27 protein-coding genes and 1 pseudogene are annotated in these 25,423 nt (G+C 68.2%); 12 read left to right on the top strand and 16 right to left on the bottom strand.

From position 1 onward, the window contains the following. Nucleotide 1: 1 nt before the first annotated feature. Nucleotides 2–1,711 (bottom strand): protein adenylyltransferase SelO, encoded by a 1,710-nt coding sequence (locus KBY88_RS13695; RefSeq protein ID WP_514130646.1) that lies wholly within the window; start codon nucleotides 1,709–1,711, stop codon nucleotides 2–4. A gap of 147 nt (nucleotides 1,712–1,858) precedes the next feature. Beyond that, entirely contained in the window at nucleotides 1,859–2,569 is a 711-nt protein-coding gene (locus tag KBY88_RS13690) for a TetR/AcrR family transcriptional regulator (RefSeq protein ID WP_254940497.1), read from the bottom strand. Nucleotides 2,570–2,698: 129 nt separating this feature from the next. Between KBY88_RS13690 and KBY88_RS13685 the strand changes: the two genes are divergently transcribed. Further along, on the top strand, nucleotides 2,699–3,397 hold the full coding sequence (locus tag KBY88_RS13685) for a Coq4 family protein (protein ID WP_254940496.1): 699 nt from the start codon (nucleotides 2,699–2,701) through the stop codon (nucleotides 3,395–3,397). A gap of 33 nt (nucleotides 3,398–3,430) precedes the next feature. Continuing rightward, nucleotides 3,431–3,982: a DUF3427 domain-containing protein gene (locus tag KBY88_RS13680; RefSeq protein ID WP_254940495.1), complete on the top strand. Its 552-nt coding sequence runs from the start codon at nucleotides 3,431–3,433 to the stop codon at nucleotides 3,980–3,982. Here KBY88_RS13680 and KBY88_RS13675 read toward each other — a convergent pair. The 3 genes from KBY88_RS13675 to KBY88_RS13665 are packed head-to-tail and all read right to left on the bottom strand — an operon-like array spanning nucleotide 3,889 to nucleotide 6,287. Further along, nucleotides 3,889–4,236, bottom strand: a complete 348-nt coding sequence (locus KBY88_RS13675; RefSeq protein ID WP_254940494.1) for a PIN domain-containing protein — start codon at nucleotides 4,234–4,236, stop codon at nucleotides 3,889–3,891. The genes KBY88_RS13680 and KBY88_RS13675 overlap by 94 nt on opposite strands. 55 nt (nucleotides 4,237–4,291) lie before the next feature. After that, nucleotides 4,292–4,546, bottom strand: coding sequence for an antitoxin (locus tag KBY88_RS13670; protein WP_254940493.1), 255 nt, complete (start codon nucleotides 4,544–4,546; stop codon nucleotides 4,292–4,294). Between the two features lie 46 nt (nucleotides 4,547–4,592). Beyond that, nucleotides 4,593–6,287: a protein adenylyltransferase SelO gene (locus KBY88_RS13665; protein ID WP_514130645.1), complete on the bottom strand. Its 1,695-nt coding sequence runs from the start codon at nucleotides 6,285–6,287 to the stop codon at nucleotides 4,593–4,595. A gap of 306 nt (nucleotides 6,288–6,593) precedes the next feature. Between KBY88_RS13665 and KBY88_RS13660 the strand changes: the two genes are divergently transcribed. Next, nucleotides 6,594–6,836 (top strand): type II toxin-antitoxin system Phd/YefM family antitoxin, encoded by a 243-nt coding sequence (locus KBY88_RS13660; RefSeq protein WP_254940492.1) that lies wholly within the window; start codon nucleotides 6,594–6,596, stop codon nucleotides 6,834–6,836. Between the two features lie 10 nt (nucleotides 6,837–6,846). Here the strand turns inward: KBY88_RS13660 and KBY88_RS13655 are convergent, their stop codons facing one another. Further along, nucleotides 6,847–8,412, bottom strand: a complete 1,566-nt coding sequence (locus tag KBY88_RS13655; RefSeq protein ID WP_254940491.1) for an FAD-dependent monooxygenase — start codon at nucleotides 8,410–8,412, stop codon at nucleotides 6,847–6,849. A 79-nt stretch (nucleotides 8,413–8,491) separates the two neighbouring features. Between KBY88_RS13655 and KBY88_RS13650 the strand changes: the two genes are divergently transcribed. Next, complete coding sequence (locus KBY88_RS13650; protein ID WP_254940490.1) at nucleotides 8,492–9,181, top strand: hypothetical protein; 690 nt, start codon at nucleotides 8,492–8,494, stop codon at nucleotides 9,179–9,181. Here KBY88_RS13650 and KBY88_RS13645 read toward each other — a convergent pair. Beyond that, nucleotides 9,153–10,331, bottom strand: coding sequence for a serine hydrolase domain-containing protein (locus KBY88_RS13645; protein WP_254940489.1), 1,179 nt, complete (start codon nucleotides 10,329–10,331; stop codon nucleotides 9,153–9,155). The genes KBY88_RS13650 and KBY88_RS13645 overlap by 29 nt on opposite strands. A gap of 184 nt (nucleotides 10,332–10,515) precedes the next feature. On the opposite strand from KBY88_RS13645, the gene KBY88_RS13640 reads away from it, so the two are divergent. Next, nucleotides 10,516–11,109, top strand: coding sequence for a hypothetical protein (locus KBY88_RS13640; RefSeq protein WP_254940488.1), 594 nt, complete (start codon nucleotides 10,516–10,518; stop codon nucleotides 11,107–11,109). 111 nt (nucleotides 11,110–11,220) lie between these two features. Here KBY88_RS13640 and KBY88_RS13635 read toward each other — a convergent pair whose 3' ends face one another. The 4 genes from KBY88_RS13635 to KBY88_RS13620 all read right to left on the bottom strand — a co-directional run bounded on the left by KBY88_RS13635 (nucleotide 11,221) and on the right by KBY88_RS13620 (nucleotide 12,644). Then, nucleotides 11,221–11,316, bottom strand: a complete 96-nt coding sequence (locus KBY88_RS13635; RefSeq protein ID WP_254940530.1) for a hypothetical protein — start codon at nucleotides 11,314–11,316, stop codon at nucleotides 11,221–11,223. Next, the gene (locus KBY88_RS13630; protein WP_254940487.1) at nucleotides 11,279–11,698 is read right to left on the bottom strand and encodes a PadR family transcriptional regulator; all 420 of its coding nucleotides are present in this window, start codon (nucleotides 11,696–11,698) and stop codon (nucleotides 11,279–11,281) included. Before KBY88_RS13630 ends, KBY88_RS13635 begins: the two co-directional genes overlap by 38 nt. 255 nt (nucleotides 11,699–11,953) lie before the next feature. Continuing rightward, nucleotides 11,954–12,106: a thiamine-binding protein gene (locus KBY88_RS13625; protein ID WP_254940486.1), complete on the bottom strand. Its 153-nt coding sequence runs from the start codon at nucleotides 12,104–12,106 to the stop codon at nucleotides 11,954–11,956. A 229-nt stretch (nucleotides 12,107–12,335) separates the two neighbouring features. Continuing rightward, nucleotides 12,336–12,644 (bottom strand): CDGSH iron-sulfur domain-containing protein, encoded by a 309-nt coding sequence (locus tag KBY88_RS13620; protein WP_254940485.1) that lies wholly within the window; start codon nucleotides 12,642–12,644, stop codon nucleotides 12,336–12,338. Between the two features lie 97 nt (nucleotides 12,645–12,741). On the opposite strand from KBY88_RS13620, the gene KBY88_RS13615 reads away from it, so the two are divergent. Both KBY88_RS13615 and KBY88_RS13610 read left to right on the top strand, forming a co-directional pair. Further along, nucleotides 12,742–13,425, top strand: a complete 684-nt coding sequence (locus tag KBY88_RS13615; protein ID WP_254940484.1) for an esterase/lipase family protein — start codon at nucleotides 12,742–12,744, stop codon at nucleotides 13,423–13,425. 1,442 nt (nucleotides 13,426–14,867) lie between these two features. Further along, entirely contained in the window at nucleotides 14,868–15,533 is a 666-nt protein-coding gene (locus KBY88_RS13610; RefSeq protein WP_254940483.1) for an SDR family oxidoreductase, read from the top strand. 73 nt (nucleotides 15,534–15,606) lie between these two features. Here the strand turns inward: KBY88_RS13610 and KBY88_RS13605 are convergent, their stop codons facing one another. The 3 genes from KBY88_RS13605 to KBY88_RS13595 all read right to left on the bottom strand — a co-directional run bounded on the left by KBY88_RS13605 (nucleotide 15,607) and on the right by KBY88_RS13595 (nucleotide 20,168). Continuing rightward, entirely contained in the window at nucleotides 15,607–17,022 is a 1,416-nt protein-coding gene (locus tag KBY88_RS13605; protein ID WP_254940482.1) for a flavin monoamine oxidase family protein, read from the bottom strand. A 547-nt stretch (nucleotides 17,023–17,569) separates the two neighbouring features. Continuing rightward, complete coding sequence (locus tag KBY88_RS13600; protein WP_254940481.1) at nucleotides 17,570–19,216, bottom strand: serine hydrolase; 1,647 nt, start codon at nucleotides 19,214–19,216, stop codon at nucleotides 17,570–17,572. Nucleotides 19,217–19,613: 397 nt separating this feature from the next. After that, nucleotides 19,614–20,168: a DUF2808 domain-containing protein gene (locus KBY88_RS13595; RefSeq protein ID WP_254940480.1), complete on the bottom strand. Its 555-nt coding sequence runs from the start codon at nucleotides 20,166–20,168 to the stop codon at nucleotides 19,614–19,616. A gap of 285 nt (nucleotides 20,169–20,453) precedes the next feature. On the opposite strand from KBY88_RS13595, the gene KBY88_RS13590 reads away from it, so the two are divergent. From KBY88_RS13590 to KBY88_RS13580, 3 genes are all read left to right on the top strand, one after another. Then, on the top strand, nucleotides 20,454–20,672 hold the full coding sequence (locus KBY88_RS13590; RefSeq protein ID WP_254940479.1) for a hypothetical protein: 219 nt from the start codon (nucleotides 20,454–20,456) through the stop codon (nucleotides 20,670–20,672). Between the two features lie 14 nt (nucleotides 20,673–20,686). Then, a complete protein-coding gene (locus KBY88_RS13585; protein WP_254940478.1) occupies nucleotides 20,687–20,863 on the top strand; it encodes a hypothetical protein in 177 nt (58 codons plus the stop codon). Between the two features lie 65 nt (nucleotides 20,864–20,928). Further along, the gene (locus tag KBY88_RS13580) at nucleotides 20,929–21,096 is read left to right on the top strand and encodes a hypothetical protein (protein WP_254940477.1); all 168 of its coding nucleotides are present in this window, start codon (nucleotides 20,929–20,931) and stop codon (nucleotides 21,094–21,096) included. Between the two features lie 114 nt (nucleotides 21,097–21,210). On the opposite strand, the pseudogene KBY88_RS16320 reads toward KBY88_RS13580, so the two are convergent. After that, a pseudogene (locus KBY88_RS16320) lies at nucleotides 21,211–21,405 on the bottom strand (toxin-antitoxin system HicB family antitoxin); the annotation flags it as partial. A 286-nt stretch (nucleotides 21,406–21,691) separates the two neighbouring features. On the opposite strand from KBY88_RS16320, the gene KBY88_RS13575 reads away from it, so the two are divergent. Both KBY88_RS13575 and KBY88_RS13570 read left to right on the top strand, forming a co-directional pair. Continuing rightward, nucleotides 21,692–22,132, top strand: a complete 441-nt coding sequence (locus tag KBY88_RS13575; protein WP_254940476.1) for an ABC transporter permease subunit — start codon at nucleotides 21,692–21,694, stop codon at nucleotides 22,130–22,132. A gap of 43 nt (nucleotides 22,133–22,175) precedes the next feature. Continuing rightward, nucleotides 22,176–23,765, top strand: a complete 1,590-nt coding sequence (locus KBY88_RS13570; protein WP_254940475.1) for a serine hydrolase — start codon at nucleotides 22,176–22,178, stop codon at nucleotides 23,763–23,765. Between the two features lie 138 nt (nucleotides 23,766–23,903). Here KBY88_RS13570 and KBY88_RS13565 read toward each other — a convergent pair whose 3' ends face one another. Beyond that, complete coding sequence (locus KBY88_RS13565; RefSeq protein ID WP_254940474.1) at nucleotides 23,904–25,331, bottom strand: NAD(P)/FAD-dependent oxidoreductase; 1,428 nt, start codon at nucleotides 25,329–25,331, stop codon at nucleotides 23,904–23,906. Nucleotides 25,332–25,423 lie beyond the last annotated feature (92 nt).

Raw genomic sequence — 25,423 nt, 5'->3', positions numbered from 1 at the left:
CTCAGGACGAACAGCTGTAGTGGGACACGCCTCCGGCGTTGAAGAATTCCCTGGGCTTCAGGCGGTCATAGGTCGCCTGAAGCTCCGGGGATAGCTCGTCATAGGGATGGCTGAACACCTCCTGCAGCTCCCTGACCAGCCTGAACTCCCCTTGCGCCGCCTGTTCATAGGCCGGGGCGATCAGCCATTCGCGCCAAGTGATGGCCGGATTCACGCGTTTCATCGCTGCGGATGTCTCACGGGGGTCGCCGCTGCTGGTGACCTGATCCCTCCACCGCTGCAGCCAGTGCGTCCATTGCCCATCGAGCTGCTCTGAGCTGGGCACATAGAAGCTCTCTTTCAGGCTTGAAAGCTGCTCGGGGATATCCGACAACCTGCGGAAGAAGATCGTGTAGTCCACCTTCGAGAGCACCATCAGCTCAAGCAGCTCGTTCACCAGCGCGGCGTCGTAGCGGATCAGGCCGAGCTTGCTGGCCCACATCGCCTCGATCTCCTGCTGCATCGCGCCGGCGAAGCCATCACGGATCTGATCCAGCCTTGCCAGCTCATCCGTGTCTCCCCGGAGCAGCGGCCGGATCGCGGCCCAGAACATCTGGTAGTTGGCTTCAGCCGCTGCCGGTTGGTTGAAGAAGCAGAAATGCTCGCCGCCGCCGGTCCAGGGTTGAAACCGGGGATCGAACAGTTCGCAGAAGCCGAAGGGGCCGTAGTCGAGGGTGTAGCCCCCTGCCGCGCAGTTGTCGCTGTTGAAATTGCCCTGGCAGTAGCCCACGCGCATCCAGTTGGCGACCAGTGAGGTGAGCCGCGTGCGAAACAATCCCGCCAGCTCCACCACCTGCTCGCTGAACTCCAGGTTCGGATCAATCTCAGGCCGGTAGTTGCGCGCGATCAGGTGCGCCACGATCATCCGCAGCTCGTTGAGCGCCTGTGGATGGGCCTCGCTGCGGGCGCGGCGGGCAAACAGCTCCAGCTGGCCCACCCGCAGAAAGGAGGGTGCCACGCGGGTGGTGATCGCCGCCGGATTGTCCACCAGGATGTCGGGATCGAACGAGCGGGAGTTCGGGGAGTACCAGGGCCGGCGTACGGTTTCAGATCCAGACACCACCAGCATCAGGGAGCGTGAAGTGGGAACCCCCAGGGCGTGCATGAACTCCTGGGCCAGAAACTCCCGCACGCTGGAACGCAGCACGGCGCGTCCATCGGCCCCGCGGCAGTAGGGGGTCGGGCCACCGCCTTTCAGTTGCATCTCCCAACGACTGCCGTTGAAGACACCTTCAAACACGGAAATGGCCCGGCCATCGCCGTAGCCGTTGCCGGTTCCAAACGGGCACTGCTGGATGTACTCCGTGCCGTAGATCGAGAGGGCATACCCGGTGGCCCAGCCAAACGGTCGCATCGGCTCCCGCGCCACCGTGATGTCGCCGGAAAACAGACGGCGGAACTGGTCGTCGTGTGCCAGCGCATCGCTCAGGCCCAGCTCGCCAAAGAGGGTTCTGCTGTGCGCCACCACCTCCGGCGATGGAATCGGGGTTGGTGTCACCGGCACGTAATGACCGGAGAACACCTGGCGGGGCCGGTGATCGTGGCCATCGCCGGTGGCCTGGGGATCCGCCTGCAGGGAATCCAGCAGCGAATAGTCGGCCCGTTGGGCAAACTCCGCGAACGTGGCTGTCGGCGCGGCTGTCGTCACTGGTGTCGGCACTGTGGTCGTCACGGGTCTCTCGGGTTTTGAGCGGCCCGGGCAGGGCCCTGACGCTGGAGTCATCATCCTGGCGAACCTGTCGCCATCGGTGGGATGCCGATGCCATTGCCGTCGCGCGTGCTTCGTGCTCACCCAAGGCATTCGCAAGGTCGTCGGGCTTCAGCCCCCAGGATCCCCCTCAATCCGTGGGCGCAGATAGGCCACCGCCAGTTGCACCGTCTCCTTGACCAACCGCGCCCGCATGGGCGGCGGCTGGCTCAGGGAAAGCCACAGCAGGTTGCCGATCGTCTTCACCAGCACGTAGGCCATCAGGCCGGCCTCCTCGGGGCTGAGGCCTGCTCCCGCGGTAGCGGCCCGGGCCCCGAGGGCCACCGACCAATCGGCCACCAGTCGGGCATCGGTCTCCTCCTCGATCGCCACCAGGTCGGGGGTGCTGCTCTGCAGGTCGATGAAGATGGCCTGATAGCCGGGATGCTCGGCGAAGAAGCGATCCGTGCGAGCCACCACCGCTTCGATGTAGGCGTCGAGGTCCAGGGTTGCGCCCTCCTCCTGCTCCAAGGCGGCCAGCTCCCCATGGAGCTGCTCCCCATAGCGCCGGGCGAGGCTGCGCAGGATCGCCCCCTTGTCGGGGAAGAACTGGTAGAGGGAGCCGATCGGCACCCCGGCCCGCGCCGCGATGGCGTTGGTGGTGGTGGTCCCCACCCCATCGGACACGAACAACGCCTCGGCGGCCTCCAGGATCCGCCTCACCCGCTCCTGGCTGCGGGCCTGGCGGGGCTGGCGTCTCAGGCCGGAGGGCTCGGCAGACCCAGGGGGGGATCCGGGGTGGTCGGTCATGGCGGCAGGCCGAATCGCCGCGGCAGCGGCCAACTCCAGGAAAACACGAGCGATCCTCGCATCCTCCTTGACAAAGCTGAGGGGCGCTCATATTTTCTTGATATGAGCTTTGCTCATGTTCTCTCGGCCCTCCCGAGCACCCCTTCCTTCCCCTCTCCTGCCATGACCACCACCCCATTCCGAGTGCTCGGCACCTTCCTCGCCATGACCGGAGGCGACGACGACCTCGAGCTGGTGGGGGCCCTCACCGACGCCCTGCTCGCCACCCCCTCCTACGGACTGGCGGCCGAGCACCTGCGCCGTGATCCCGCCTGCGCCGCCCTGATCGAGGAGCGCTACATCCCCGGGCCCCAGAACCTGGAGGCCCTGGCCGCCCTGCCGAGCGGCTCCCTCGGCCACACCTACGCCATGAGGCTGGCCCGCCTCGGCTACGACCCCAACCTCCATGCCGGCATGGTGCCGAGCACCGATGGGATCTATGTGGAACTACGGCTCAGCCAGACCCATGACCTCTGGCACCTGCTCACCGGCTTCGATACCTCGGTGCACGGGGAGATCGCCCTGCAGGCCTTCCACCTCAGCCAGTTCCCCTACCCCCTCGCCAGCCTGCTCACGGCCCAGGCCCTGCTCTCCACCACCCTCTTCGAACCCGAGCAACTGCCCCTGCTGGTGGAGGCAATCCTCACCGGACTGCAGATGGGCCAGCAGGCGCAGCCCCTGTTCGCCCAGCGCTGGGAAGAAGGCTGGAACAAGCCCCTCAGCCAGTGGCGCGCCGAACTCAACCTGCCGCCTGGGCCACCCCAGGCACCCGGGCAGGAACAGGGCGCTGGGCTGGTTGGCGGCGGGGTCGCCCTCGGATGAGCCCACGGCGACAGTTTCAGCGTCCGGCAGCACGTGCCCCTGGCCGAGGCCCTCGTCCAGCTCTGGGCTGCCGCCCACTGCTACGCAGATGCCTTCGGCCATGGCCAAATCAACGAGGCCAGGCCCTTCCCCGGCCGCGTAGCCGAAGGCTTCTGCGCAGCAGTTGGAGTCCTCCACTGCCTCGCAGAAGCCGTCGGCTTCGATAAGGCGACCCAGTGCGATGTCATTTTAATCACCCTCAAGAAGTCCGAGCGCCTGTTCTCCCCCACCACCCGCACCAACGACGGCGCGATCTCCCAGTGGGATTTCCACTGGGAGAGCCAGAGCCTCACCCGCGAAGCCTCCGTTACCGGCCAGCGCTACATCCGCCACGCCGAGCGCAGCAGCCGCGTGATGCTGTTTGTGCGGGTAGCCGCAGGCTTCTGCGCAGCAGTTGAGAACAAGCTTGGCGGGGTGACGCTGCCGATTCGTTGGCGGTGTGAGGGGGAGATTCAGGCGGCCCAGTCCACCAGCTGCAGCCTATCGACGCGGCTGAACTCGCTGACGTTGTGGCTCACCACGGTGGCGCCGATCGCCAGGGCGTGACAGGCGATCCAGAGGTCGTTGGCGCCGATCGGTGTGGCACGGCGCTTCAAGGCGGTGGCCTGAACGGCGTAGTGCTCGCAGATTCCCGGTCCCTGGGGATAGAGCACCGGCACCAATCGCGTCAGGGCCTCCAGCTGCTGCAGGGTGGCCTCCCGCCGCCGACTGCCCGCTTCCCCACGTAGCAACTCGGCCCAGGTGATGAACGACATGGCGATGGTGTCGTCATCGCTGAGGGCATCGATGCGCTCGGCCACCTGGGGCGGACGGTTCTTGCTCAGATAGAAGAGGAGTTCGTATCGAGCAGGTAGATCACAGGGCTTCCCGTTCCTGCACCGGCAGCTTGTCGGCCTGCTGTTGCTCCAGCGCCTCCAGGAAGTCGGCATCCAACCCACTGAGCGCCTGCAGCAGGGCTTGCCCCCGCTGGCTGGGACAGGGGTGAATGAGCAGATCACCCTCCGGAGTGCGGCTGATCTGCACGCGATCGGTGCCGAGGCGAAACTCCGCGGGAATGCGCACGGCCTGGCTGTTGCCGTTCATCAACACGCGGCTGGGCAGGACCTCCACAGGACAACTCCTCGCGTGGGTACAGCCAAGTGTAGATGTGGTCGGTTCACGACGAACAGCTGTAGTGCGACACGCCACCGGCGTTGAAGAACTCTCGGGGCTTCAGGCGGTCGTACCTCGCCGCAAACTCCGCGGATGGTTCGTCATAGGGATGGCTGAACACTTCCTGCAGCTCCTGGACCAGGCTGAAATCCCCCTGGGCCGCCTGTTCATAGGCCGGGGCAATCAGCCATTCGCGCCAGGTGATCGCGGGGTTCACGCGTTGCATCGCTGCGGATGTCACCTTGGTGTCGCCGCCTGCCGTGATGCGATCCCGCCAGCGTTGCAGCCACTGCGTCCATCGCGCCTCAAGCTCTTCCGAACACGGCAGGTAGAAGCTCTCTTTCAAGGCGGAGAGTTGCTCGGGGATCTCAGAGAGCCGGCGGAAAAAGATCGAGTAATCCACCTTGGAGCGCACCATCAGCTCCAGCAGCTCGTTCACCAGTTCAACGTCATAGGTAGAGAGGCCGAGCTTGCTGGCCCACATCGCCTCGATCTCTTGGCGCATCGCTTCGGCGAAGCCGCCCTGGATCTGATCCAGCCGCGCCAGGGCCTGCGAGTGGCCCTCGAGCAGCGGCCGGAGGGCGGCCCAGAACATCTGGTAGTTGGCTTCAGCCGCCGCCGGTTGGTTGAAGAAGCAGAAATGCTCGCCGCCGCCGGTCCAGGGCTGAAACCGGGGATCGAACAGTTCGCAGAATCCGAAGGGGCCGTAGTCGAGGGTGTAGCCCCCTGCCGCGCAGTTGTCGCTGTTGAAATTGCCCTGGCAGTAGCCCACGCGCATCCAGTTCGCCACCAGAGACGTGAGCCGTCCGCGGAACAACCCCGCCAGCGCCACCACCTGGTCGCTGAACGCCAGGCCCGGATCGATCTCCTGCCGGTAGTTGCGCTCGATCAGGTGAGCCACGATCATCCGCAGCTCATGCAGCGCCTGCGGATGGGCACCGCGGCGGACGCGCCGGGCGAACAGCTCCAGCTGGCCCACCCGCAGAAACGACGGCGCCACCCGGGTGGTGATCGCCGCCGGGTTGTCCACCAGGATGTCGGGATCAAACGAGCGGGAGTTCGGCGCATACCAGGGCCGCCGCACGGTTTCCGAGCCGGACGCATACAGCGTCAGCGAGCGGGAGGTGGGCACCCCCAGGGCGTGCATGAACTCCTGCGCCAGGAACTCGCGCACGCTGGAGCGCAGCACGGCGCGGCCATCGGCGCCGCGGCCGTAGGGCGTCGGGCCACCGCCCTTGAGCTGCAGTTCCCAGCGCCGGCCGTTGAACACGCCTTCGAACACGGAAATGGCCCGGCCATCGCCGTAGCCGTTGCCGGTGCCGAACGGGCACTGCTGGATGTATTCGCTGCCGTAGATCGAGAGGGCATAGCCGGTGGCCCAGCCATAGGGCCGCATCGGCTCCTGCGCCGCCGTGATGTCGCCGGAAAACAGACGGCGGAACTGGTCGTCGTGTGCCAGCGCATCGCTCAGGCCCAGCTCGCCAAAGAGGGTTCTGCTGTGCGCCACCACCTCCGGTGCCGGAAGCGGGGTTGGTGTCACCGGCACGTAATGACCGGAGAACACCTGGCGGGGCCGGTGATCGTGGCCATCGCCGGTGGCCTGGGGATCCGCCTGCAGGGAATCCAGCAGCGAGTAGTCAGCCCGTTGGGCGAACTCCGCAAAGCTTGTGGTCGTCGCTGTCGGCGTGGCAGTCGGCACGGGTCTCTCGGGTGTTGGGCGGCCTGGGGCGGGCCCTGGCCTTGAGCTCATCATCCTGGCGAACCTGTCGCCATCGCTGGAGTGCCTTTTGCCGGTGCGTTCGAGCTTCAACTTCGCCGGCGCCCGCAGCGCTCCAGTCCCGCTGAGCTGTTGCCGCCGCTTGCGATGGTGAGGGGTGGGGGTGAAGGTTGGGGTGACAGGGGTGGAACTGATGGGTTGAGTTCTCCCCCCGCTGATGCCGCAACGAAACCAGCCCGGACGAGAACCGAGAGCAATGCGCTTTGGCGTACGCCTTCTGCAGGATCTGTGAGCAGTCTTTCCGCCACCGAGGCCCGAAAGCGGCTGGACGCCTTCATCGACGAGGTGGGGCAATCCCATGAGCCGATCCAGATCACCGGCAAGCGTGGCAACGCCATGCTCCAATCGGAAGACGACTGGCGGGCCATCTGGGGAACCCTGCAGATGGTCTCAATTCCTCGAATGGGCGAATCGATCCTGGATGGGAGGGCCACATCCTCAACGGAGCTGAGCAGCCAACCGGGCTGGTGAGCAGACCGGCTCAGCGGCCCAGCACCAGCTCGGCATATCGCCGCACCGCGCCGCTGTGGTCGGTGTCGGCCCGCAGGGCGATGAAACCGTCCGGCCGCACGGCCAGCAGGGTGAGGGGGCCCAGGCCCAGGCTGGGCGCCTCCTCCAGCCGCAGCGACACCACCGCCTCCACCAGCGCCGGCGGAACCATGCCGGTGGCCCGCTCGGCCTCCAGCTCTGCCTGCAGGCTGGCGAGTGCCTCCTGCGGTGACTGCGGACCAGCCAGCAGCAGCAGCGTGTGGCCGCGTCGGTGGGTGAGCTGGTGCAGCAGTGCCGCGCCAGCCCCGGGCGGCAGCGGGATTGTGGTGGGCAACCGTTGACCGGCGGCGAATGGTTGGCCGCCTTGGCCGCCGCTGCCGCCGCTGATCGCCGAGTCGGCGTAGCTCACGTTCAGCTCGGTTTCCGCCACCACCTCCTGCTGGCGGGCCACCGGGTTGGCCAGCATGGCGGCGATGGTCCGGTCGCGTTCGGCGCGCTCAACGGGCTCCTTCAGGCCATGGGCCTGCTCGGTGGCGTCGCCGGAGCGGCAGATCGCCTGCGCCACCGGACGCCGCTCCTGCTCGTAGCTGTCCAGCAGCGCGGGGGCGGCGGCGCCGTGGTGCACCAGCGCCAGCTTCCAGGCCAGGTTGGCGGCATCGTGCAGCCCGCAGTTCATGCCGTGACCCTCGGCGGGGGAGCAGACGTGGGCGGCATCGCCCGCCACGAACACCGGCCCGGCCCGGAAGGCGCTGGCCACCCGGCTGTGGCAGTGGAAGAGATTGGGGTTCTCCACTGCGCTGAAGTGGGCCTCCGGCAGGTAACGCTGCAGCACGGCGGTGGCTTCCGCCACCAGATCGCCCTGCTCATCGGCGGGCCGCAGATACACCCGCCAGCGCTGCTCGGGCAGGGCCGTGAGGATCAGCGGCGACGCGTCGAGATAGGCCGCGTTCAGCTCATGGCTGTCGGCCCAGCCCTCCACGGCCGCATCGAACACGGCCCAGGGGCGGGCGATGGCCTGGCCCTCGAAGTGGAGGCCGCTCAGCTCGCGGGTGGTGCTGCGCAGGCCGTCGCAGCCCACCACCCAGCGGGCCTCCACGGTTTGCTCCCACTCGCCGCAGCTCACCGTGGCGCTCATGCCGTCGCCGCTGGGCTGGAGGCCCACCAGCCGGCAGGCGCGCGTCACCGTGCCCCCCGCGCTCTCGAGATGATCCGTGAGGATCGCTTCGGTCACCTCTTCGGAGAGGCCGAGGTTGAAGCCGTAGCGGCTGCCGCAGCTGGCCAGATCCAGTTCCCCCAGCCTTTGGCCGTCGGCATGGATCAGGATCCGCCGCTGCCGGCAGCCGGCCTCGAGGAAGCGATCCACCAGCCCCAGCGCCTCGAAGATCTCCAGCGAGAGGGGGTGGATCACCGTGGCCCGGTCCCAGTGCAGGGCTTCGGCCCGGGCGTCGATCAGCAGGGTGGGCACGCCGCGGCGCTGCAGCTCCCCCGCCAGCAGCAGGCCCGTGGGGCCCGCCCCCACCACGAGCACGCAGGTCTGGGTGGGCAGGGAGGGAAGCACGGCACGGTGGCGGGCCGTGGATCACAGGGCCCCGAAGTGGCGCAGATTAGGGCCGTCGCCCCTGGTTTGATCGGCGCCCATGGACGAGCCTGTGTCGATGCTCCAGGGGGGCGCTCAGAGGGTTCTGCGCTGCATGGGGGATCTGGCCCTCGACGGTGGCCGGTTCCTGGCAGCCGCCCTGGCCCTCAGCGCGGCAGCGGCGCAGGCGGCCCCGAACGGCACCTGGTTGTCGCAGCCCCAGATCTGGTACTACGCCACCACCCATTCCCTTAACGGGACCATGGCCGAGATCCGTGACAGCGGCTTCAAGGTGGTATTCCTCGATGTCCGCAGGGTGTCGGACCGGATGCAGCGGGAGGCGGCCCAGGCAGCCCGCCGAGAGGGACTGGTGCCCGTGGTGTGGGTGCAGTCCCCCCAGTACCGGGCCTTGCAGATCGCCGATCTGGTGCACGAGGCCCGCCACGGCGACGGGATCCAGGTGGACGATCACTTCTTCGCCAACTACAGCCTTGAGGATTTTTATCTATTGCGTCAGCTTTACCCCAAGCCCATCTTCTGCAGCATCCAGCCGTTCCAGGTCGGCCTGGTCCCCAGGGATGGCTGCAACCAGCTCGATGTGCAGTGCTACAGCGCCCAGCAGTTCCAGGCGTGCCTCAAGCTGGCCGATCGGCTCGGCGCCGTGGTGAGTCTCTCGACCCAGAACACCCTGGGGCAGCAGCAAAAACTGGGCGGGAGACCCTTTAACACTTTCCTCTGGCAGGGCCCCTGACGGGCGGGGATTCCTCCGGAGCCAGCTGCGCGCCGATGGCACGGAAGATGTCATCAGCGGAGTTGCAGTAGGCACCGCTTGAGTCGAAGGCCCCTTCGTCGAAGGTGACCGCCACCGCAATCGCAATCTTCTTCGAGGGCAGGTAGGCCATCACCCCGGCCTGGCCGGAGAACAACGGGTTCTGGAGGAGCCAGGGGCCCGAGAGCACGATCCCGATCCCGTAGGTGTAGAAGTCGCCGAGGGTGGCGCAGGTCGCGCAGCCCTCGATCGGCCTGCCGAAGCCCCGCAGCGTCGGCGCGATCTGCAGCCTGTGGCTCTGCGGCGACAACAGTCGTCCCGTCCCGATCGCCTCGGCGGAGGTCGCCATGTCGTGGATGGTGGTGAACTGCACCGCACCACGGGTGATCGTCCACGAGGGGTTCCAGTAGGTCGACTCCTCGTAGAAGCGCGTCCCCGCTGGGATGCCGAGGGTCTGCCGCCGCTCCGACGAGAAGGCGTGCAGAACCGGCGGCGCGATCGCGGGGGTGCCGCCAGGGTCCCGCGTGTGGCGGAGGTCCAGGGGTGTGAAGATCCGCTCCTGCATCAGCACCGGCATCGTCTGGCCCGTGATTCGCTCCAGCGCCAGACCGAGCAGAACGTAGTTCGTGTGCGCGTAGTTCCAGCTCGTGCCGGGCTCGTACAAGAGCGTCTTCAGGTCCGCGAAGGCGAGCAGCTCCTGCACCGAGAAAGGGCGGAACGGGTTCGCGAGCGACGCCTGGTTGAAGGCGTCATTGCCGATCACGTAGTCGCGGTAGCCGGAGGTCATCCGGGCCAGCTGGCCGAGCGTGACCCGATCCGCGTTCGGGATCTCCGGTAGCCAGCGCGAGAGCTTGTCGTCGAGGCTCACCCTGTTCCCATCGACCAGCTGCAGCAGCAGCGTCGCCACGTAGGAAAGAGCGACAGCCCCGTTGCGGAAATGCATGTCCTTGGTGGCAGGCACGCCCGTCATCGACTCCCCCATGGCCTCGGTGACCACCTCCCTGCCGTCGATCGTGACGCGGACGATCACCGCCCTCAGATGATCAACCGCCATGCGCTGGCGAACGATCCGCAGGATGCCGGCTGCCTGGGGCGACTCCGCCGCCCGCCCCTCGTTGGCGCCCATGGCCATGGCGGGAGCCGCTCCGCCCAGACCACCCACGAGCAGGGCCCCCAGACCACACAACGCCTGCTGGCTGAACCATCGGCGATCCACACCGGCGCGCGCAGATGGCGGCACCGGTGCTCGACCCTGGGGTCCAGCGCCGGGAGGCGCCCCGGGGGACTTCGTAGTCTCGCCGTGATCAGGAAGAACCATGTCCAGCCTCCGTGGCCTGATTCGATCGGCCGCCCTGATGATGATGGCCGGAACGATGGGTGGGGCCATCGCCGTGCCCGCGGCAGGCGGCCCACCGGCTTCGCCCGTGACGCTGACGTTTGCCGGTCAGACCTATCTTCTGCGCTGGTCGTTGAACCACCAGCACGAGTTCACACCCCCGGGCCAGGACGACCTGAGCCGCTGGAGGGACATGGTCACCATCAACACCTATCCCGGCGTGAGCGATGGAGAAGGGCTGGCCCAAGTGGCCAATCGAGTTCTCGACAACTACAGGCGCAATAGGGCGATGGTGCTTCGCACCAGCTCAATTCCTAGAACCGCCCAGCAGCCTGCCGAGCACCTGATCGTTGCCCTCTTCTCCGTTCGCGATTCCAGCGAGGCCGTGTTCGCCCGATGGAGGCTGGCCGATGGCCGCGGCACCGCCGTGGTCTACAGCCACCGCCTCCAAGGGCCCGAGGCGGCAGCGGCCATGGCGGCCTGGCTGAAGACCCAAGGAACCGCCGTGGAGCGTTCCCTGATGTCCCTCCGGGAGGTTCCCTCCCACCGCCTTCTCGAGCCGACGATTCCCTGAGCGGTGGGGAAGCCTGTCGGTAGCCCTGCCAGACCCGCTGTCCCACCATCAACCACCTGGAGGCAGCGATGGATGGCGCCGCGGGATGGTCCTGCACGGGGCGGCTGCGGTTCAGCCACCGGGGGCGGCGATGGACCCCGGTGGCTGCCCTTCGAGGGACACGATCCCCTCATCGCACCAGCGGATCCATTCCTGCTCGAACAGGATGCCGCGGCGCAGGGTGAGATAGCGGTACTGCATGGAGCGGCAGCCCGGCCTGGCTGAGCACCAACGCTTCGTTTTCCTGATAGGAGGCGAGCTGTCTGGCATGCACGGCCCGGTGGCGTTGCACCTCCGCCAGCAGCTGCTCGGACTCGGTGGAGGAGCCGCCGAGCACCTTCACCAGCAGGTCTTCGCGGATCGGGGTGGGCAGGGAGGGCTCGGCAGCCCACTGGCGCAGCTCCTGGCGGCCCGCCTCGGTGATCGCGTACACCTTGCGATCGGGCTTGCCGCGCTGGGGCACCACCTGGCAGCAGGCCCAGCCGTTCTGCTCGATCCGCCCCAGCTCCCGGTAGATCTGCTGCTGGCTGGCCGTCCAGTAGCAGGCCATCGACTCCTCGAACTGCTTGCTGATGTCGTAGCTGCTTCCGTGTCAGCCCCCCCCAGGCGGGCGGGTCGGTGGGCGGCCTCCACCTGTCCCGCCGCCATTCCCTGAGTGCCGGCAAGGAAAAAGTCTGGGCCACCAGGCCCGACATCGGGACCGCTGACACCCAGAGATGGTGAGCGTCGCTCTGTGATCCCGAGCCCTGGTCCGATCCCTGCCACCAGCGGGGAAGCTCGCCCGGGGGAGGTCGGGCCGACCCGTTCAGTTCCGGGGCAGGAGTGCCTCAACGCGCACCACCTTGCCCTCCAGCGTCTGGTCACGGTCGGCGCGGGTGTTGATCGCGATCATGGTGAAGAGGCGGGGGTGGCCCATGGCGGACACCGTCCGGTGGCACGTCTCGATCGCGGCCAACATCGGGGGGCCGCTCACCCTTGATCGCGGTTCCGTCGGCATGCAGCTGGGTCTAGGGGCCTGCGTGCTTCAGCACCCGCTCGCATCCGGCATGGAGGGTGCCAGCGGCTCCTCCACCCCGATGGAGACGACACACCGAGCAACGATCACCGACAGGGCCGGCCCGGGGCACCTTCTGGCGGCCATTCTCTGCTCGAGGACCCCACGGAGAGCGACGGCACGAGCGACCTGTTCACGGATGCTCAGGGGTGGGCGCTGGCGCGGCCCGGGGTCCCCATCTCCACCCCATCCACCAGCGCTTGACGACCGCTCGGCCATGGCTTCCGTCGCACAGGGGGTAGTGGCGGGAGCGGCCGCAGCCGCAGACCTGCACGGTGCCCGGCGCTGCCAGCAGAACCTCCCGGGCCAGCTGGCCGGTACCGAGGTGGGCGCCGTCGCAGAACCAGCCCTGGCGGCTGCGGCCACAGCGGCACAGGAAGGTGAGGCCGGCGGGCAGCTCCAGGGGCTGCGGGCCGCTCGCAGCGTCATCGGGTTCGTTCATCGACCCATCGCCCCCCATCGCTCATCCCTGGGGCCAGTCTTCCAGAACTGGAGATGGTTGACCATGCTGCTGGCTCACCCTCCCGTCTGAGCGGCCCATGCCCGACCAACCGATCGTGATCCTGGGGGGCTTCCTGATCCGTCCGGAGTCCTACGCCCCGATGGTGGCCCGGCTGGGGCAGCTGAGCCACCAACCGGTGCGGCTGGTGGCGGTGGGCAAGCCCGAATGGCTGCTCACCGTGTTTGCCTCGACCTGGGCGCGGATCCTCGACCGGGTGGCGGCGACGGTGGCGAACCTGGCCAGACAGTCACCCACGGGCCGGGTAACGCTGATCGGCCACAGTTCCGGCGGAATCCTGCTGCGGCTGTTTCTCGATGACGCCCCGTTCCAGGGCCGCTGCTACGACGGCAAGTCCCTGGCGGACACGCTGCTGATGCTGGGCAGTCCCCACACCGCCTTGAAGGCCACGGTGCTGCGCGCGATGGTGGAGCGGCGGCTGCCGGGATCGACCTTCGCGGATCGGGTGCGGTACGTCTCGGTCGCCGGAGATCTGGCGCTGCCGGACGCCTCCCCCCTGGCCCGGCGTCTGGCGCCGACGGCCTACCGCAACAGCACGGGGCTGGCCAACGACCGCGGCGATGGACTCGTGCCGGTGACCGCGGCCCTGCTGGCGGGCTCGATGCCGGTGGTGTTGCCGGGGGTCGCCCACAGCGGTGCCTTCGGAGTGCGCTGGTACGGCAGCGCTGCGGTGGTGGAGGCTTGGTGGCGGGCCCAGGAGTGAGCAGAGCCCGGAAGCCCGTCCCTGCCCTTCGCTTCCCCCGCCGGCGCCGAGGCTGAGCCGAGCAGGGGGCCGTGAGCACCCCGGTCGGCGACTGCCGCCCGCCGCTCGCAAAGCGAGGGGCAACTCCACCGCTGCTCCGCTTGGCGATGGCGAGCGAACACGGTCCCCGGGCCCTGGGACCTCTTCCCCTGGGGCCGTTGACCAGCCGCTCCCGCCACCAGGGCCCGCGGGACGTTCGACACCCAAAGTGAGGGGCCAGGGCGATCGGCGCTCTGGGGAGCACCCGGCCGTGGGTTGAGATGGCCTTGTTTCGGGCATTGATGGCGTGGGGGACGGCGCCACCGCCATCCGGCCCGGGCGGAGATCTGCTCCGATGGACAGGCCCCGGGGGCGCACGGGCACCAAGGCTCGTTGCCCAGGGAATCGAGCATGGCCCCCGGTCCGGGGCCAGCCCTGTTGGGTGCCGGGCGAGCAGAGCTCACGAAGCCCTGGCTCAGCATGCGCAACTGCCGCCGTCGGGCAGCGTGATTGTGGCCTGTTTCTTGATGCAATCTGAATCGACGATCGCGCCAGGGGTGTGATCACACTTGTCTCCTTCGCCGGACCCACTCCCATCGAGGCCATTCCCATTGCCCCCCTGCGGCCCCTCAGAGGCTGCGGCTTCGCCGCTTTCGGGGGATCTCTGTTGCCTTCGAGTCGGCTGAAAGGCTGCCCGTGTCCTCCTCCGGCAACGTCGCCTGGATTGGGCCGATCCGGATCGTGCCCACCAACCAGGGGCTGCACGTGCACCTCAATCCAGGGGCGCCACGGTGGCTCAGGGATGCTTCGCATTCCTTTGGCCCACGGGCACCGTGCTGGCGAATCTGTCTGTGCCGCGGCGATGGGTGTGCGCTGGCGCTCCTGCTTTGATCCCCAACCGGCCCGTATGGCGCCCGCGAGGCGGGTCTGGGGGCTGGATCCAGCGGCGCTGTGGGGTTGGGCCTGGTGAGCCTGTCCAGCCCGGCAGGCGGTGGATGCGAGGCCCGAACCGAGAGCTGCGGGGAGGATCTGCTGACTGGTCATCCTCATGGGTTGTGCTTCACGGGGGGAACAGCTCAGGGCTCGGAGGGAATCCGTCTGAGGCTCGTGCCGGCCTCGCCCTGATGCGTGCGTGGACCCACCCACTGGCCCTGCGCCAGCACCCTTGAGCTGAACACGAGGTACGTCCTGTGGGCATCTCTCATTGAATGAACCAAACCCGCTTCCGCTGCTGCTTGAGCCGTTTTGGCTGGGCGGGAACAAGGGATGGACGATCGCTCTACCAGGCCCGCAATCGGTCTGTCGCAATCCAACCAACGAAAGGGGGCTTCCTGGATGAATCGTCAGAGCGGCGTGACGGGACCCCCGTTCGGGCGGCTGGGGGGTGAGAGGGTGCGGAAGCCGTTCCCTCTGTCGTCGCTGCCATGGCCACCTACCTGATCACCGGCGCCAACCGTGGCATCGGCACCGAGTATGGCCGCCAGCTCAAGGACCGGGGCGACACCGTGATCGCCGCCTGCCGCCGCTCCTCGCCCGAGCTGGACGCCCTCGGCGTGCGGATCGAGTCCGGGGTCGACATCACCTCCGCTGCCGCCATCGCCGGCCTTGTGGAACGGCTCGAGGGTCTGCCGATCGACGTGCTGATTCACAACGCCGGCCTTCTGGAGGCCACTTGCCTGGAGACTCTGGATGTCGAGAGCCTGCGGCGCCAGTTCGAGGTGAACGCCATCGGCCCCCTGCTGCTGAGCCGTGCCCTCCTGGGCCAGCTCGCCCCGGGCGCCAAGCTGATCCTGATGACCAGCCGCATGGGCTCGATCGCCGACAACAGCTCCGGTGGCTCCTATGGCTATCGGATGTCGAAGGTGGCGTTGTGCATGGCCGGCAAGTCGTTGGCGATCGACCTCCAGCCACGCGGCATCTCCGTGGCCCTGCTGCACCCCGGGCTGGTGCGCACGCGCATGACCGGTTTCGCCGCCCAGGCCGTTGCTCCCGAGCAGGCGGTGCGGGGCCTGCTGGACCGCATCGATGCGCTCAGCCTGGAGACCTCCGGCCGCTTCTGGCATGCCAACGGCCAGGAGCTGCCCTGGTAAGGCCGCGGCTGGATCTGACCTTACTTAAATGATGCCGCTGGGATCGGGGGCCGATCCAGGCCACCTTCGCGATCTAAAGCCCACCCCTGCCGAGCTGCCGCTGCACCTGATCGCTGGCGGCCAGCCCTGCTTCGATCGCCCCCTCGAAGTAGCCCGGCCAGCGGCAGGCGGCCTCGGTGCCCGCCCACACCACCCGGCCATGGGGTTGCTGCCACACCGGGCCATGGCGGGTCCAGGCCCCCGGGCTGAGGAAGCTGGTGAAGGCGCCGCCGGTCCAGCTCTCTTCGTTCCAGTTGTGGATCACCAGTTCGCTGGGGTCGGCCGCCGCCGGCCCCCACCAGGCGGCCAGATCCGCCAGCACGGCCCGCCGCCGCTGCGCCTCGGGCAAGCGCTGCCAGCGCGCGGCCCGATCCCCGGAGATGAAACTGGCCAGCAGGCCTGGGCCCTCAGGGGGTGAGCTGTCGACGGTGAGCTCCAAAGTGGGCAGATTGCCGATGCCCAGGCCGTTGAGGCCCCGCTCCCGCCAGAACGGCTTCGGGTAGAGCGCCAGCACCTTCACCATCGAGCCCATCGGCGAGCGCTGCAGCAGGCCCCGCCCATCGGGCGGCAGGTCGGGGCTGAAGCGGAGGCCCAGACGCAGCGGCGGCGGGATGGCGACCACCACGGCCGCGGCCCCGAGCGCGTCCCCCTCGCCGAAGGACACCCGCACCCCACCGGCGTTCTGCTCGATCGCCCCCACCGGCGCCCGCAGCCGGATCACGTCGGCCAGCTCGGCCGCCAGCCGCTCGGCCACCTGGGCCGCTCCCCCGTGCACGAGAGAGGCCTCCGGCGTCTCGTGCTGGGGGGCGACGGCCTGGGTCCAGGCCAGGTGCAGGATCGAGCTTTCGTGGGGTTCGAAACCACCGGAGCCCCCCACCCGCGCCAGCCAGTGCAGGGGATAGCGGGCCAACGGGCCGGCCCCCTGCCCCTCCAGCCAGCCCTGGAGGCTGATCCGATCGAGCGCTTCAGCGTTGGGGGCGGTCCAGGGAGCCGCCGGCGGCACCTGCGCCACCAGGCACTGAAACCGCTGCTGCAGGGCCAGGGCTTCCTCCAGCTCCGCCTGGGGCAGGCCGAGCTGCTGGGGTTGGAAGAACAAAAAGCTGGAGCCAAAGTCAGGCTCGACGCCGGCCCGATGGGGCGTCCCGTTCCAGTGGAACACTCCGTCTCCGTTGTAGGAGGTGGGGAAGCGCTGCAGGCCAAATTCCTCCAGCAGGTCGATCAGGCGCCGGTGCGTGGCCCCCACCCACTGGCCGCCCAGATCCAGCGGCAGGCCGGTGGCGCTGCGCCGGCCCACCATCCTTCCGCCGCAGCGGTCCCGCGCCTCCAGCACGCGCACCACCAGGCCCTGGCGTCGCAGGTCGCGGGCGCAGATCAGGCCGGAGAGACCGGCGCCCACCACCACCACATCCACCACCGCGGCTGCAGCTGCCTCAAGCGTGGCCGTCGTCATCGGATCACCATCGGGGCTGGGGTGAGAAGTGCTCAAGGGGGGTCGCGATCACGGGCCGGCCAGGCTCTCGCAACAGGGCATGGCCCCATCTTCCCCGAGCCAACCCATTTGTGGGCAACGACCGCCGAGCCGCGTCGCCCCACCGCCAGCCGGTGAATCCGGTGTTCCAGATCGACGCCCCTGTCACCCGCTCCATGGCCGGAACAACGCCGCCTTCGGAGTACGTGCGGCGGGAAGGCGATGCCGTCGCCACCAGGAGCCACAGCCCCTCAGCGATGTCTGTTCGGTGCGCTGCCATCCCGGGCCTCCTGGTCAGCCAAGCAGCCGGCTGTCGAACCCCCGGGTGACCAGCCGCCCACGCAGCGATGGCCCCCCTGCACCGGCGGCTCCCTCAGCGTGCCCTCCTGGCTGTGGAGCCCCCTCAGGTTGCTCAGCCGACAGGCGGGTACGAGGTTGCCAGGGATCGGAGTGTCACCCCCGCTTTCCCCGGATCATCAGCGCCGCCGGGCGGGTCGGAAGACGATCGGAGCTCGCGCCGATCACCGGATCACCGCTCCTGGGGGCCACCGAGGCGTTGGCGCTGGAACACACCCTGGCCTTCGAGGTTCAGGTTGTCGATCTGAACCTCGTAGGCCTCCCCATCGCCGCCCACTCTGAAGCCCACCGCACTCGGCCCGGAGGCATTCTCGCCGCTGGGCTGGTAGCTGTAGGTGTCACCACTGACATGGGTGAGCGGGTAGACCCTGCGCTGGGGCCCCAGCTCCAGCGCCAGGCCACCCCCCTGGGGCTTCACGGCGAGGGCTCCCACGTAGGCGTTGCCGTAACGGCCGCTGTAGGCCGTCCATGGCCGCGACGGAGCGGGATGCGCCGGCGGGAGCACCTGTGGATAGGCCTGACGGGCCATCTGGGCGAACGTTTCTCCCAGGGGCTTGAGGTAGTCGTCCTTGACCCTGCCGAAACGGGCAAGGTCGAGGAAGCTCAGCGCCACGGTTTCTGGCACCCCGATCGGCTGGCCGTTGGTCAGCACCACGATGCCCAGTGATTCCCCTGGAAGCAGATACACCGCTGTGGCGGCACCGAGGTCGAAGCCGCCGGAATGGCTGAGCTGCACAGCGCCCTGGTCGGTGCTGTTCACGTTCCAGCCCAACCCGTAGAAACCGCTGCGGTACACGGCTGGATCCCGCGAAGGCGCGCTGACGATCAGCGGGCGGTGGGTCTCGGCCAGGGCGGCGGGGGCCACGATCTGGCGGCCGCCGGCCCCGGTTCCCAGGCGCCCCCCCGCCAGCTGCAGCCGCAACCATTGGGAGAGGTCGCGCGCCGTGGAGCTCACGCCACCGGCGGGCGACTGGGCCCCTGGGTCCCGCTGGTAACGGGCCACCCAGCGGGGGCTGGCCGCCCCCTTGGCGCTCTCGCGCACATGCAGGACGGCGCGGTTGGGGGCCGCCAGCAGATCGGCATGGCTGGAGCTGGTGCGGCCCATGCCCAGCGGGTGATAGAGCCGTTCCCTGGAGAGCACTTCCCAGCCCTGGCCCGTGGCGTTCGCCGCTGCGATGGCGCCGGCCGTGAACCCGAAGTTGGTGTAGTTGAAGACGGACCGGAAGCGGTTCTCCAGGGGCAGCAGCCCCAGGCGCTGGAAGATGGTGCTGCGATCGAAGCCGATGTCCTCCAGCCAATCGCCGGCGTGGTCGGGCAGGCCGCTGCGGTGCGAGAGCAGATCCCGCAGGGTCACCCTTTCGGCGATGGCGGCCGGGCCGAGGCGAAAGCCGGGAAGAGCACCGATCACCGGATCGTCCCAGCGCACCCTGCCATCCCCCACCAGGCCCGCCACCACCGTGCTGGCGATCGGTTTCGAGAGCGAGGCCAGCTGAAAGACGGTGTCGGGATCCACGGTCTCGGCCTTGCCCACCTCCCTCAGCCCGTAGCCCTTGAGGAACACCACCCGGTCGTCGTGGACCACGGCGATCGCCAGGCCCGGCACCCCTGTCTGGCGCAGGATCTGCGTGGCGAAGGCCTCCAGCTTCGGTAGCGCCGCCGTCACTTTGGCCCCGGTCACCAGCCTCGGCGGTGGCGGTGGACCGGCGGCGGCTTCGGCGGCGAACACCGATGGCGCCGGGCTGAACATCCCAACGCCAAACACCAAACCCACCAACGTGAACACCTGCCGTGGGCGGCAGGAGAGTGGTTGGGGCTGCATCACCGAGATCACCGCAAGGAGCTGGGGGGTTCCCCTGATTGGGTGGACATCGATCTGGACTCCACCCAGGAGGTTGGAGAGGAAGCTCTCCTCAACGATCACGGTCTAACCCAGGCTTACCGCTGTCCACCTGGCGGCGGAGCAGGTCAATCCGGCCTCGCCGGTTGGCCTGGCGATGGTTCACATCGCAGGCCCATTCCCCATAATCCATCACAGAGGCTGGGCAACCACCCCCCGGAGGCTCCAACCTGAACAAACTGGTGGACCGGGAGAGCGGCTGAGAATTGGCTTCGCCATCAAGCCCATGGGCGCGATGGCGTCTGGAGTTGACAACGGGCGCGGCTGAATCAGGAACGGCTGCGCCCCGCTCGGCCGGAGCCTGCGCACATCGGCGCCCTCATCTCCAGGACGGCTCATAGATCCGCAGAGAAGCCATGCCTACAGGATTGGAGACAGGATTGGGGCCGAAAGGGAATGCCGTCACGGCGAACATGTAGGTGTCCGCCTGGGACGGATTGCGGTAGGGCATCAGCACAACGGTGACCGTCGCACCGGGTTGAACCGGTTCGGGGAAAACGATTCGTACCACCTGGGTGGCCTCATGGATCGTCACCTCCACGGGCACCCTTGAGCCCCCATGGCGGGGTACGCCAAGGAAGGCATGGGTGCGAGCTGAATCGTAGAACAGGTTCCTGTCGAATCCGCCCGTCTGCATAATTTCCAGGGCAGCGAGCGGGACTTCAGCCGTCTGGGGAACGTCGATCGAAAAGAAATACTCAGGACCCACATCGTCCTTGTAAGGCGAGTAGGTGATCAACCTGAGTTTCCAGGGCGGCGTTGCGAAAAAGGTCTGCCCCCTCAGCTCGATGGCAGGCGCTGGGGCCGTGAACGCCAGGGGTGAGCAGCACAGACCCAGCAGCGAAGCACCGATCAGACCATGGAAACGCAGCATCTGGCTCCTCGTTATGGTTCCCCACCAGGTTGTTGATGCCAGCAGCTGAGCGAACCGCCGCTGGGGGCTGAGGACTCCCGGGCCATGGAATGCATGAATCCTATTGAGATCGGCAGGTGGACCGGCAGCAGCCCATGGCCAGTCGCTGAGGTGCTGCGGGGCTGCCTGTCGGCCCCTTTCATCGGGATGGTTTTGCTGGGGACGACGTCGACCGGAGGTCCTGACGCTCTGCCATGCCGTGGCTCCTGGGGGCGTTAGGCCAGCGCTTCATGGCCTTCAACCCCCATGGCCTGCCCGCGGGCCTTCGCGCACCGCTTCCACGGCGGCCGCTGGCAACCACTGTTGAACGCTCCGGTGGTGCGGCCCCCCTCTGCTTCTGCCAGTGCGGGCGGTGACCTGGACCAGCCTGCTGGGCAACAACGGCCCGGTGCTGACCTGGTGCAGCACCTCGGGCTCACGGCCTGCTCGATGGGCTGGGGCTGCTGCGCGAGCTCCGGCTGCTGAACGCCCCTAGCGCCGTGTTCCTCGGGCGGCCCACCAACCTGTGGCCGATTGCGGTGCTGCCGTCGGTGGGGGCGATGGAGCGGATCGATCCGCGCCTGCTGGAGGCCGCCGCTGATCCGCACCCCAGCCCCTGTCGCCGCTTCACCCGGATGCTGATGGCCCTGATCACCCCGACGATGCCGCGGCCATGAACCGGATTGGACGCCTGCTGCTGGCACTCCCGGGTGCCCCGGCCTGAGTCCTGTCTGATGTGCTGGTGGCCGTCACGGCGCTGTTCAGCTTCCACGTCCCCCGCGGCCGCATCACCCTCCTCTGGCCGGGCTTCATCCTCGAGAAGCGGCGCCATCCCCTGCCCGTTGGCGGCGCTGCTGCTGGGTCGGTCGCCCACCAACCCGGAGCTCGTGCTGGCCACCGCTACCCCTGAGTGGTAGGAAAGGGTTCTAGGTCGTAAGCAGGAAATCGGTGCTGGCCTGTCCCCTTGAGAGGCTTGTTCTCCGTTCCTCCATGCCGTGACAGTTCTCTGGTGTGCCTTCTGAGCAAGCGTGTTGGAACGCTTTCCCTGCGCTTCCGCAGTCATCGCCAACGTCCCGAGCGGTTCAGGCGGAGTCCGAAGATTGAATTCGCCTGAAACGTGTCTGCGGGGGCTCACCTTGTTACATGCAGATCTGTAGAAAGACGTCCAGTGATTGTTTAAATCCTCGGCGGATCTCAGCCAGGCAGGGTCCAAGGCCATCCGCTCCTCCAGAAAACCCAAGGATTGTCCCGGCGAAACTGATCCGTTTCTTCAGGCCATTTGCGGATTGAAGCGACAGCGCCCTTGTTCGCATCGGCCGATGGGTGGTCTCTGTGCACGACCTTCACATCGCCAAATGGAACGACCGTGACTCGGCCGCCCGCCCTCTCACCAAGTTCCCTGTCGAGCACCTGAAACAGGGCTTCACTGTCCGTCCATGGCAAGCTGCCGTTTACGGGACGGGAGAAGATCAGCTCAGGGTGCGTTTGTGCTTCAGCTCCACAGCATGCAGAAGAGGGATAACGCTGTTTTCTATCCCGTCGTGGGCGCCGAAGTGCCGACGGACCACTCACCCTGCTGCTCTCCCGCAGCCTCTTCTGCTGCAGCTGCGTCGCCTTCCCCCCCCAAGGCCCGGCTGGCGGGCTTCGATGCATCCCTGGAGCTGGCGGCCCAGGATCAGGCGCCGCCGCCGCTGGCGGCCATCCTGCTCTCCCTTTCCCCTTGCTGCGACGACGGCGTGATCAGCCGCTTCACGGTTGCGGAGACGGTGTCGTTGCCCCTGTCCATCGAACTGGCCGGTGCCTTCCAGTGGGAGATCTCCCCGCAGATCCAGCTGCTCTCCAGCCTGGTGCTGTCCGTGGGCGCGGTGGCGCGGCTGCTGGCCTCGTCGCCCCGGTTCAACACGCCAACCGAAAGCATCCGCCTGGGATGGTGCGTCCTGCGGTGACTGAAACAGACTGTCGCTGCCCCTGCGGTTCAAGAACCCGGTGATGTCCCTCCCCATCCGCTCCGCTCTCCGGTCAGCGTGCCTGCCCCTGGTGGCCCTGCTGAGCATGGGTCTGGTCCTGGTTGCACCCCAGCCCCGTGCCCTCGGCGCTGAGGGACCGGGGCTGCCGGGCTACGCCCCCGGCAGCGGGCTGGAGGCCGACGCGGCCCGTCGCATCAGCCGCTGGGCCCTGGCCGACTACGCCGTCCCGGGCGCGGCCATCGCCCTGGTCCAGGACGGCCGGCTGACACTGGTGGAGGGTTTCGGGGTGCGCGACCTGGGTACCGGAGCCCCCACCACCGCCGACACGGTGTTCCAGCTGGCCAGCGTCTCGAAGACCTTCACGGCCGCCACGGTGGCCGCCCTGGTGGATCGCAAGCGGCTCACCTGGGAGCAGCCGATGGTGTCGCTGCTGCCGGACTTCCGCCTCCATGACGCCTATGCGGGCCGCTGGGTGAACGCCAGGGATCTGCTCAGCCACCGCGCCGGCTTCCCCGCCTTCTTCGGCGACCTCTTTGATCACCTCGGCTACGGCAGCGCCGACGTGCTGCATCGGATCCGCTACGTGAAGCCGGCCACCTCCTTCCGTGACCGCCCCGCCTACTCCAACATCGGCTTCTTCCTTGCCGGTGAACTGGCGGCGAAGGCCGGCGGCCAGCCCTTCCCCGCGCTCACCCGCTCCCTGCTCTTCAAGCCCCTGGCCATGACCCGCACGGGCGTGGCCACCAGCCTCATCGGCACGGCCGCCGCCCCCGGCAGCCTCACAAATGTCAGCCGCTCCCATGCCCTTGTCGGGGACCGCCTGCAGGTGGTGCCCCCCAACCTCAGCGCCCTGTTCATCGCCGCCGGCGGCTTTGCCAGCAGCGCCAACGACCTCGGCCGCTTTCTCACCCTGCTGGTCAGCGGCGGCGAGATCGACGGCAGGCGGGTGCTCTCGGAGGCGGCGGTGAAGGCCCTGTTCGAGCCGGTGATTGCCGAGGAGCCAGGCTTCGCCGAGTTCCCCCCGATCGATGAGCACTCCGGCTTCGACTATTCCCCCGGCTGGGGGGTGTACCACTACAACGGTCTGAAGGTGCTGGAGAAGGGCGGCGCTCTCGATGGTGTGCGGACCCTCCTGGTGGTCGTGCCCCAGAAGCGCTTTGCCGTGGCGATCCTTGCCAACCGTAACCTCACGGCCCTGCCGGAGGCGGTGCGAGCTGCCCTGCTGCAGCAGGCCTTCGGGCGGCCCGGCGAGCCCGATCTGCAGCCGGCGATCAGGGCCAAGGCCCGTCAGCTCGAAAGCCTGGTGTTGGCGGTGGAGCCGAAGCCCGCCAACCCGAAGCCCGCCTCCCTGCCCCTGTCGGCCTACACGGGTACATACGTCAACGACCTGTTCGGCTCCTGGAGCGTGGCCCAGCGGAATGGGGCCCTGGAGGTACTGGCGGGTCCGGCCCGTTACCGCGCGACGGTGAGCCCCTGGAACGGCGACACCTTCCACATGCTCTGGCCCGGCGTGATCTCCTCTCCGGTGGAGGTGCCCTTCCAGACGGACCCCTCGGGCCGGATCAGTGGCTTCGACTACCTGGGCTATGCGTTCCGGCGCATGGGCTCCTGAGATGTCCAGGATGGATGCGACGCCAACCTGAGCCGTTGCAACCCTTCTTTACGGCGGGCGAGCTCGGATGAAATGGGGGCTCCATGCGTTGGTGGGCGAAGCCTTTGAGCTGCAGATCCTGCGCCGCGACGGCAGCGCTCAGCCTTCGGCGTAGAGCGTGCCGCTGGAGCGGGCCCGCTCCAGCCCCACGTCCACTCCCAGATGCTGGTCGGGCCGGCCGGTGATCAGCAGGGCCCGGCGCTGGCGGGTGGCGATCTGCCAGAGCCAGCGGCTGAGCAGGGTGATCCGGTTTTCGGTATCGGGGATGAAGGCCAGGTGGGCGAGGCCCCAGAGCAGCCAACCGGCCAGGCCGGTAAGCCGCAGGCCGCGCAGGTCGGCGACGGCATAGAGCGGCCCGATCACCGCCATCGTGCCCAGGTCGTTCCAGCGGAACGGCGCCGTGGGGCGTCCGGCGAGGTCGTTGAGCAGATCCCGGGCCACCCAGGCGCCCATCTGCACCGCCGGACCGGCCATCCCCGGCAGGGGCGCCCCATCAGCGGTGTGGCGGTAGCAGCAGAGATCCCCCAGCACGCGCACCTCCGGGTGGCCGGGAATCGAGAAGTCGGGTTCCACTAGTACCCGGCCGCCCCGGTCTGTGGCGCAGCCGCTGCGCTCCGCCAGCAGCTTCCCCAGCCGCGAGGCACGCACCCCTGCGGTCCAGCAAATGGTGGCCGCCCGGAGCTGTTCGGCGGGATCCACTCCCTCCTCCTGCGGGGCCGCCCCAGCGGCTGCAGTGCTGGGCTTCAGGCGCACGGTGCCTGGTTCGATCGCCTCCACCAGCGTGTTCAACCGCACCTCGACGCCATTGGCGCGCAGGTAACCGGCCGCCGCGGCCGAAAGGCTGGGGTGCATCGCCGGCAGCACCCGCTCGACCGCATCCACCAGCACCACGCGGCAGTCCTGCTCCTTGAGCTGCTTGAAATCGCGTTGAATCGCCGAGCGCATCAGCTCCACCAGCGAGCCCGCCAGCTCGCAGCCCGCCGGGCCTCCCCCCACCACCACCACCGACTGCAGAAAACGGCGCCGCACCAGGTCGGTGGTCTGCTCAGCCTCCTCCAGGGCCATCAGCAGGCGCCGGCGGATCTCCTGGGCGTGCTCGAGAATCTTCATCGGCGGTGCCAGGGGGCGCCACTCCTCGTGGCCGAAGTAGGCGGTGCCCGAGCCACTGGCCAGCACCAGCCGGTCGTAGCCGTAGTGCTGGCCGTTGAACACCACCTCGCGGCGTTCCAGATCCAGGTCGTTCACCTCCCCCAGCAGCACCTGAACGTTGCGGGCCTGGCCCACCATCTGGCGCAGGGGCGAGGCCACATCGGCGGCGGACACCAGCCCCGAGGCCACCTGATAGAGCAGCGGCTGGAACAGGTTGAAGTTGCGCTTGTCGATCAGGGTGACGCGCACCCGCTGGCCCGCCAGGGCCTGGCAGAGGCGCAGCCCGGCGAAACCGCCACCCACCACCACCACGTGGGGGGCGGCGGCCAGGTCGGGAGCGGGCGGTTCCAGTTCAAGGAAGAAGCGTTCCGGCGCCATGTGCTCCAGCCCATGGGGAATGGATTGAACCGTAAGGAGGGTGCCCGGGCTGGGCGGAGCCCGATGGGGTTCTCCGCACAGAGCCGCCGCCG

It is taken from the genome of Cyanobium sp. Morenito 9A2, assembly GCF_024345575.1.
GTDB lineage: Bacteria > Cyanobacteriota > Cyanobacteriia > PCC-6307 > Cyanobiaceae > ATX-6F1.
Note: the sequence above shows the minus strand (reverse complement) of the source record. Positions and strands in the feature narration are given on the sequence as shown.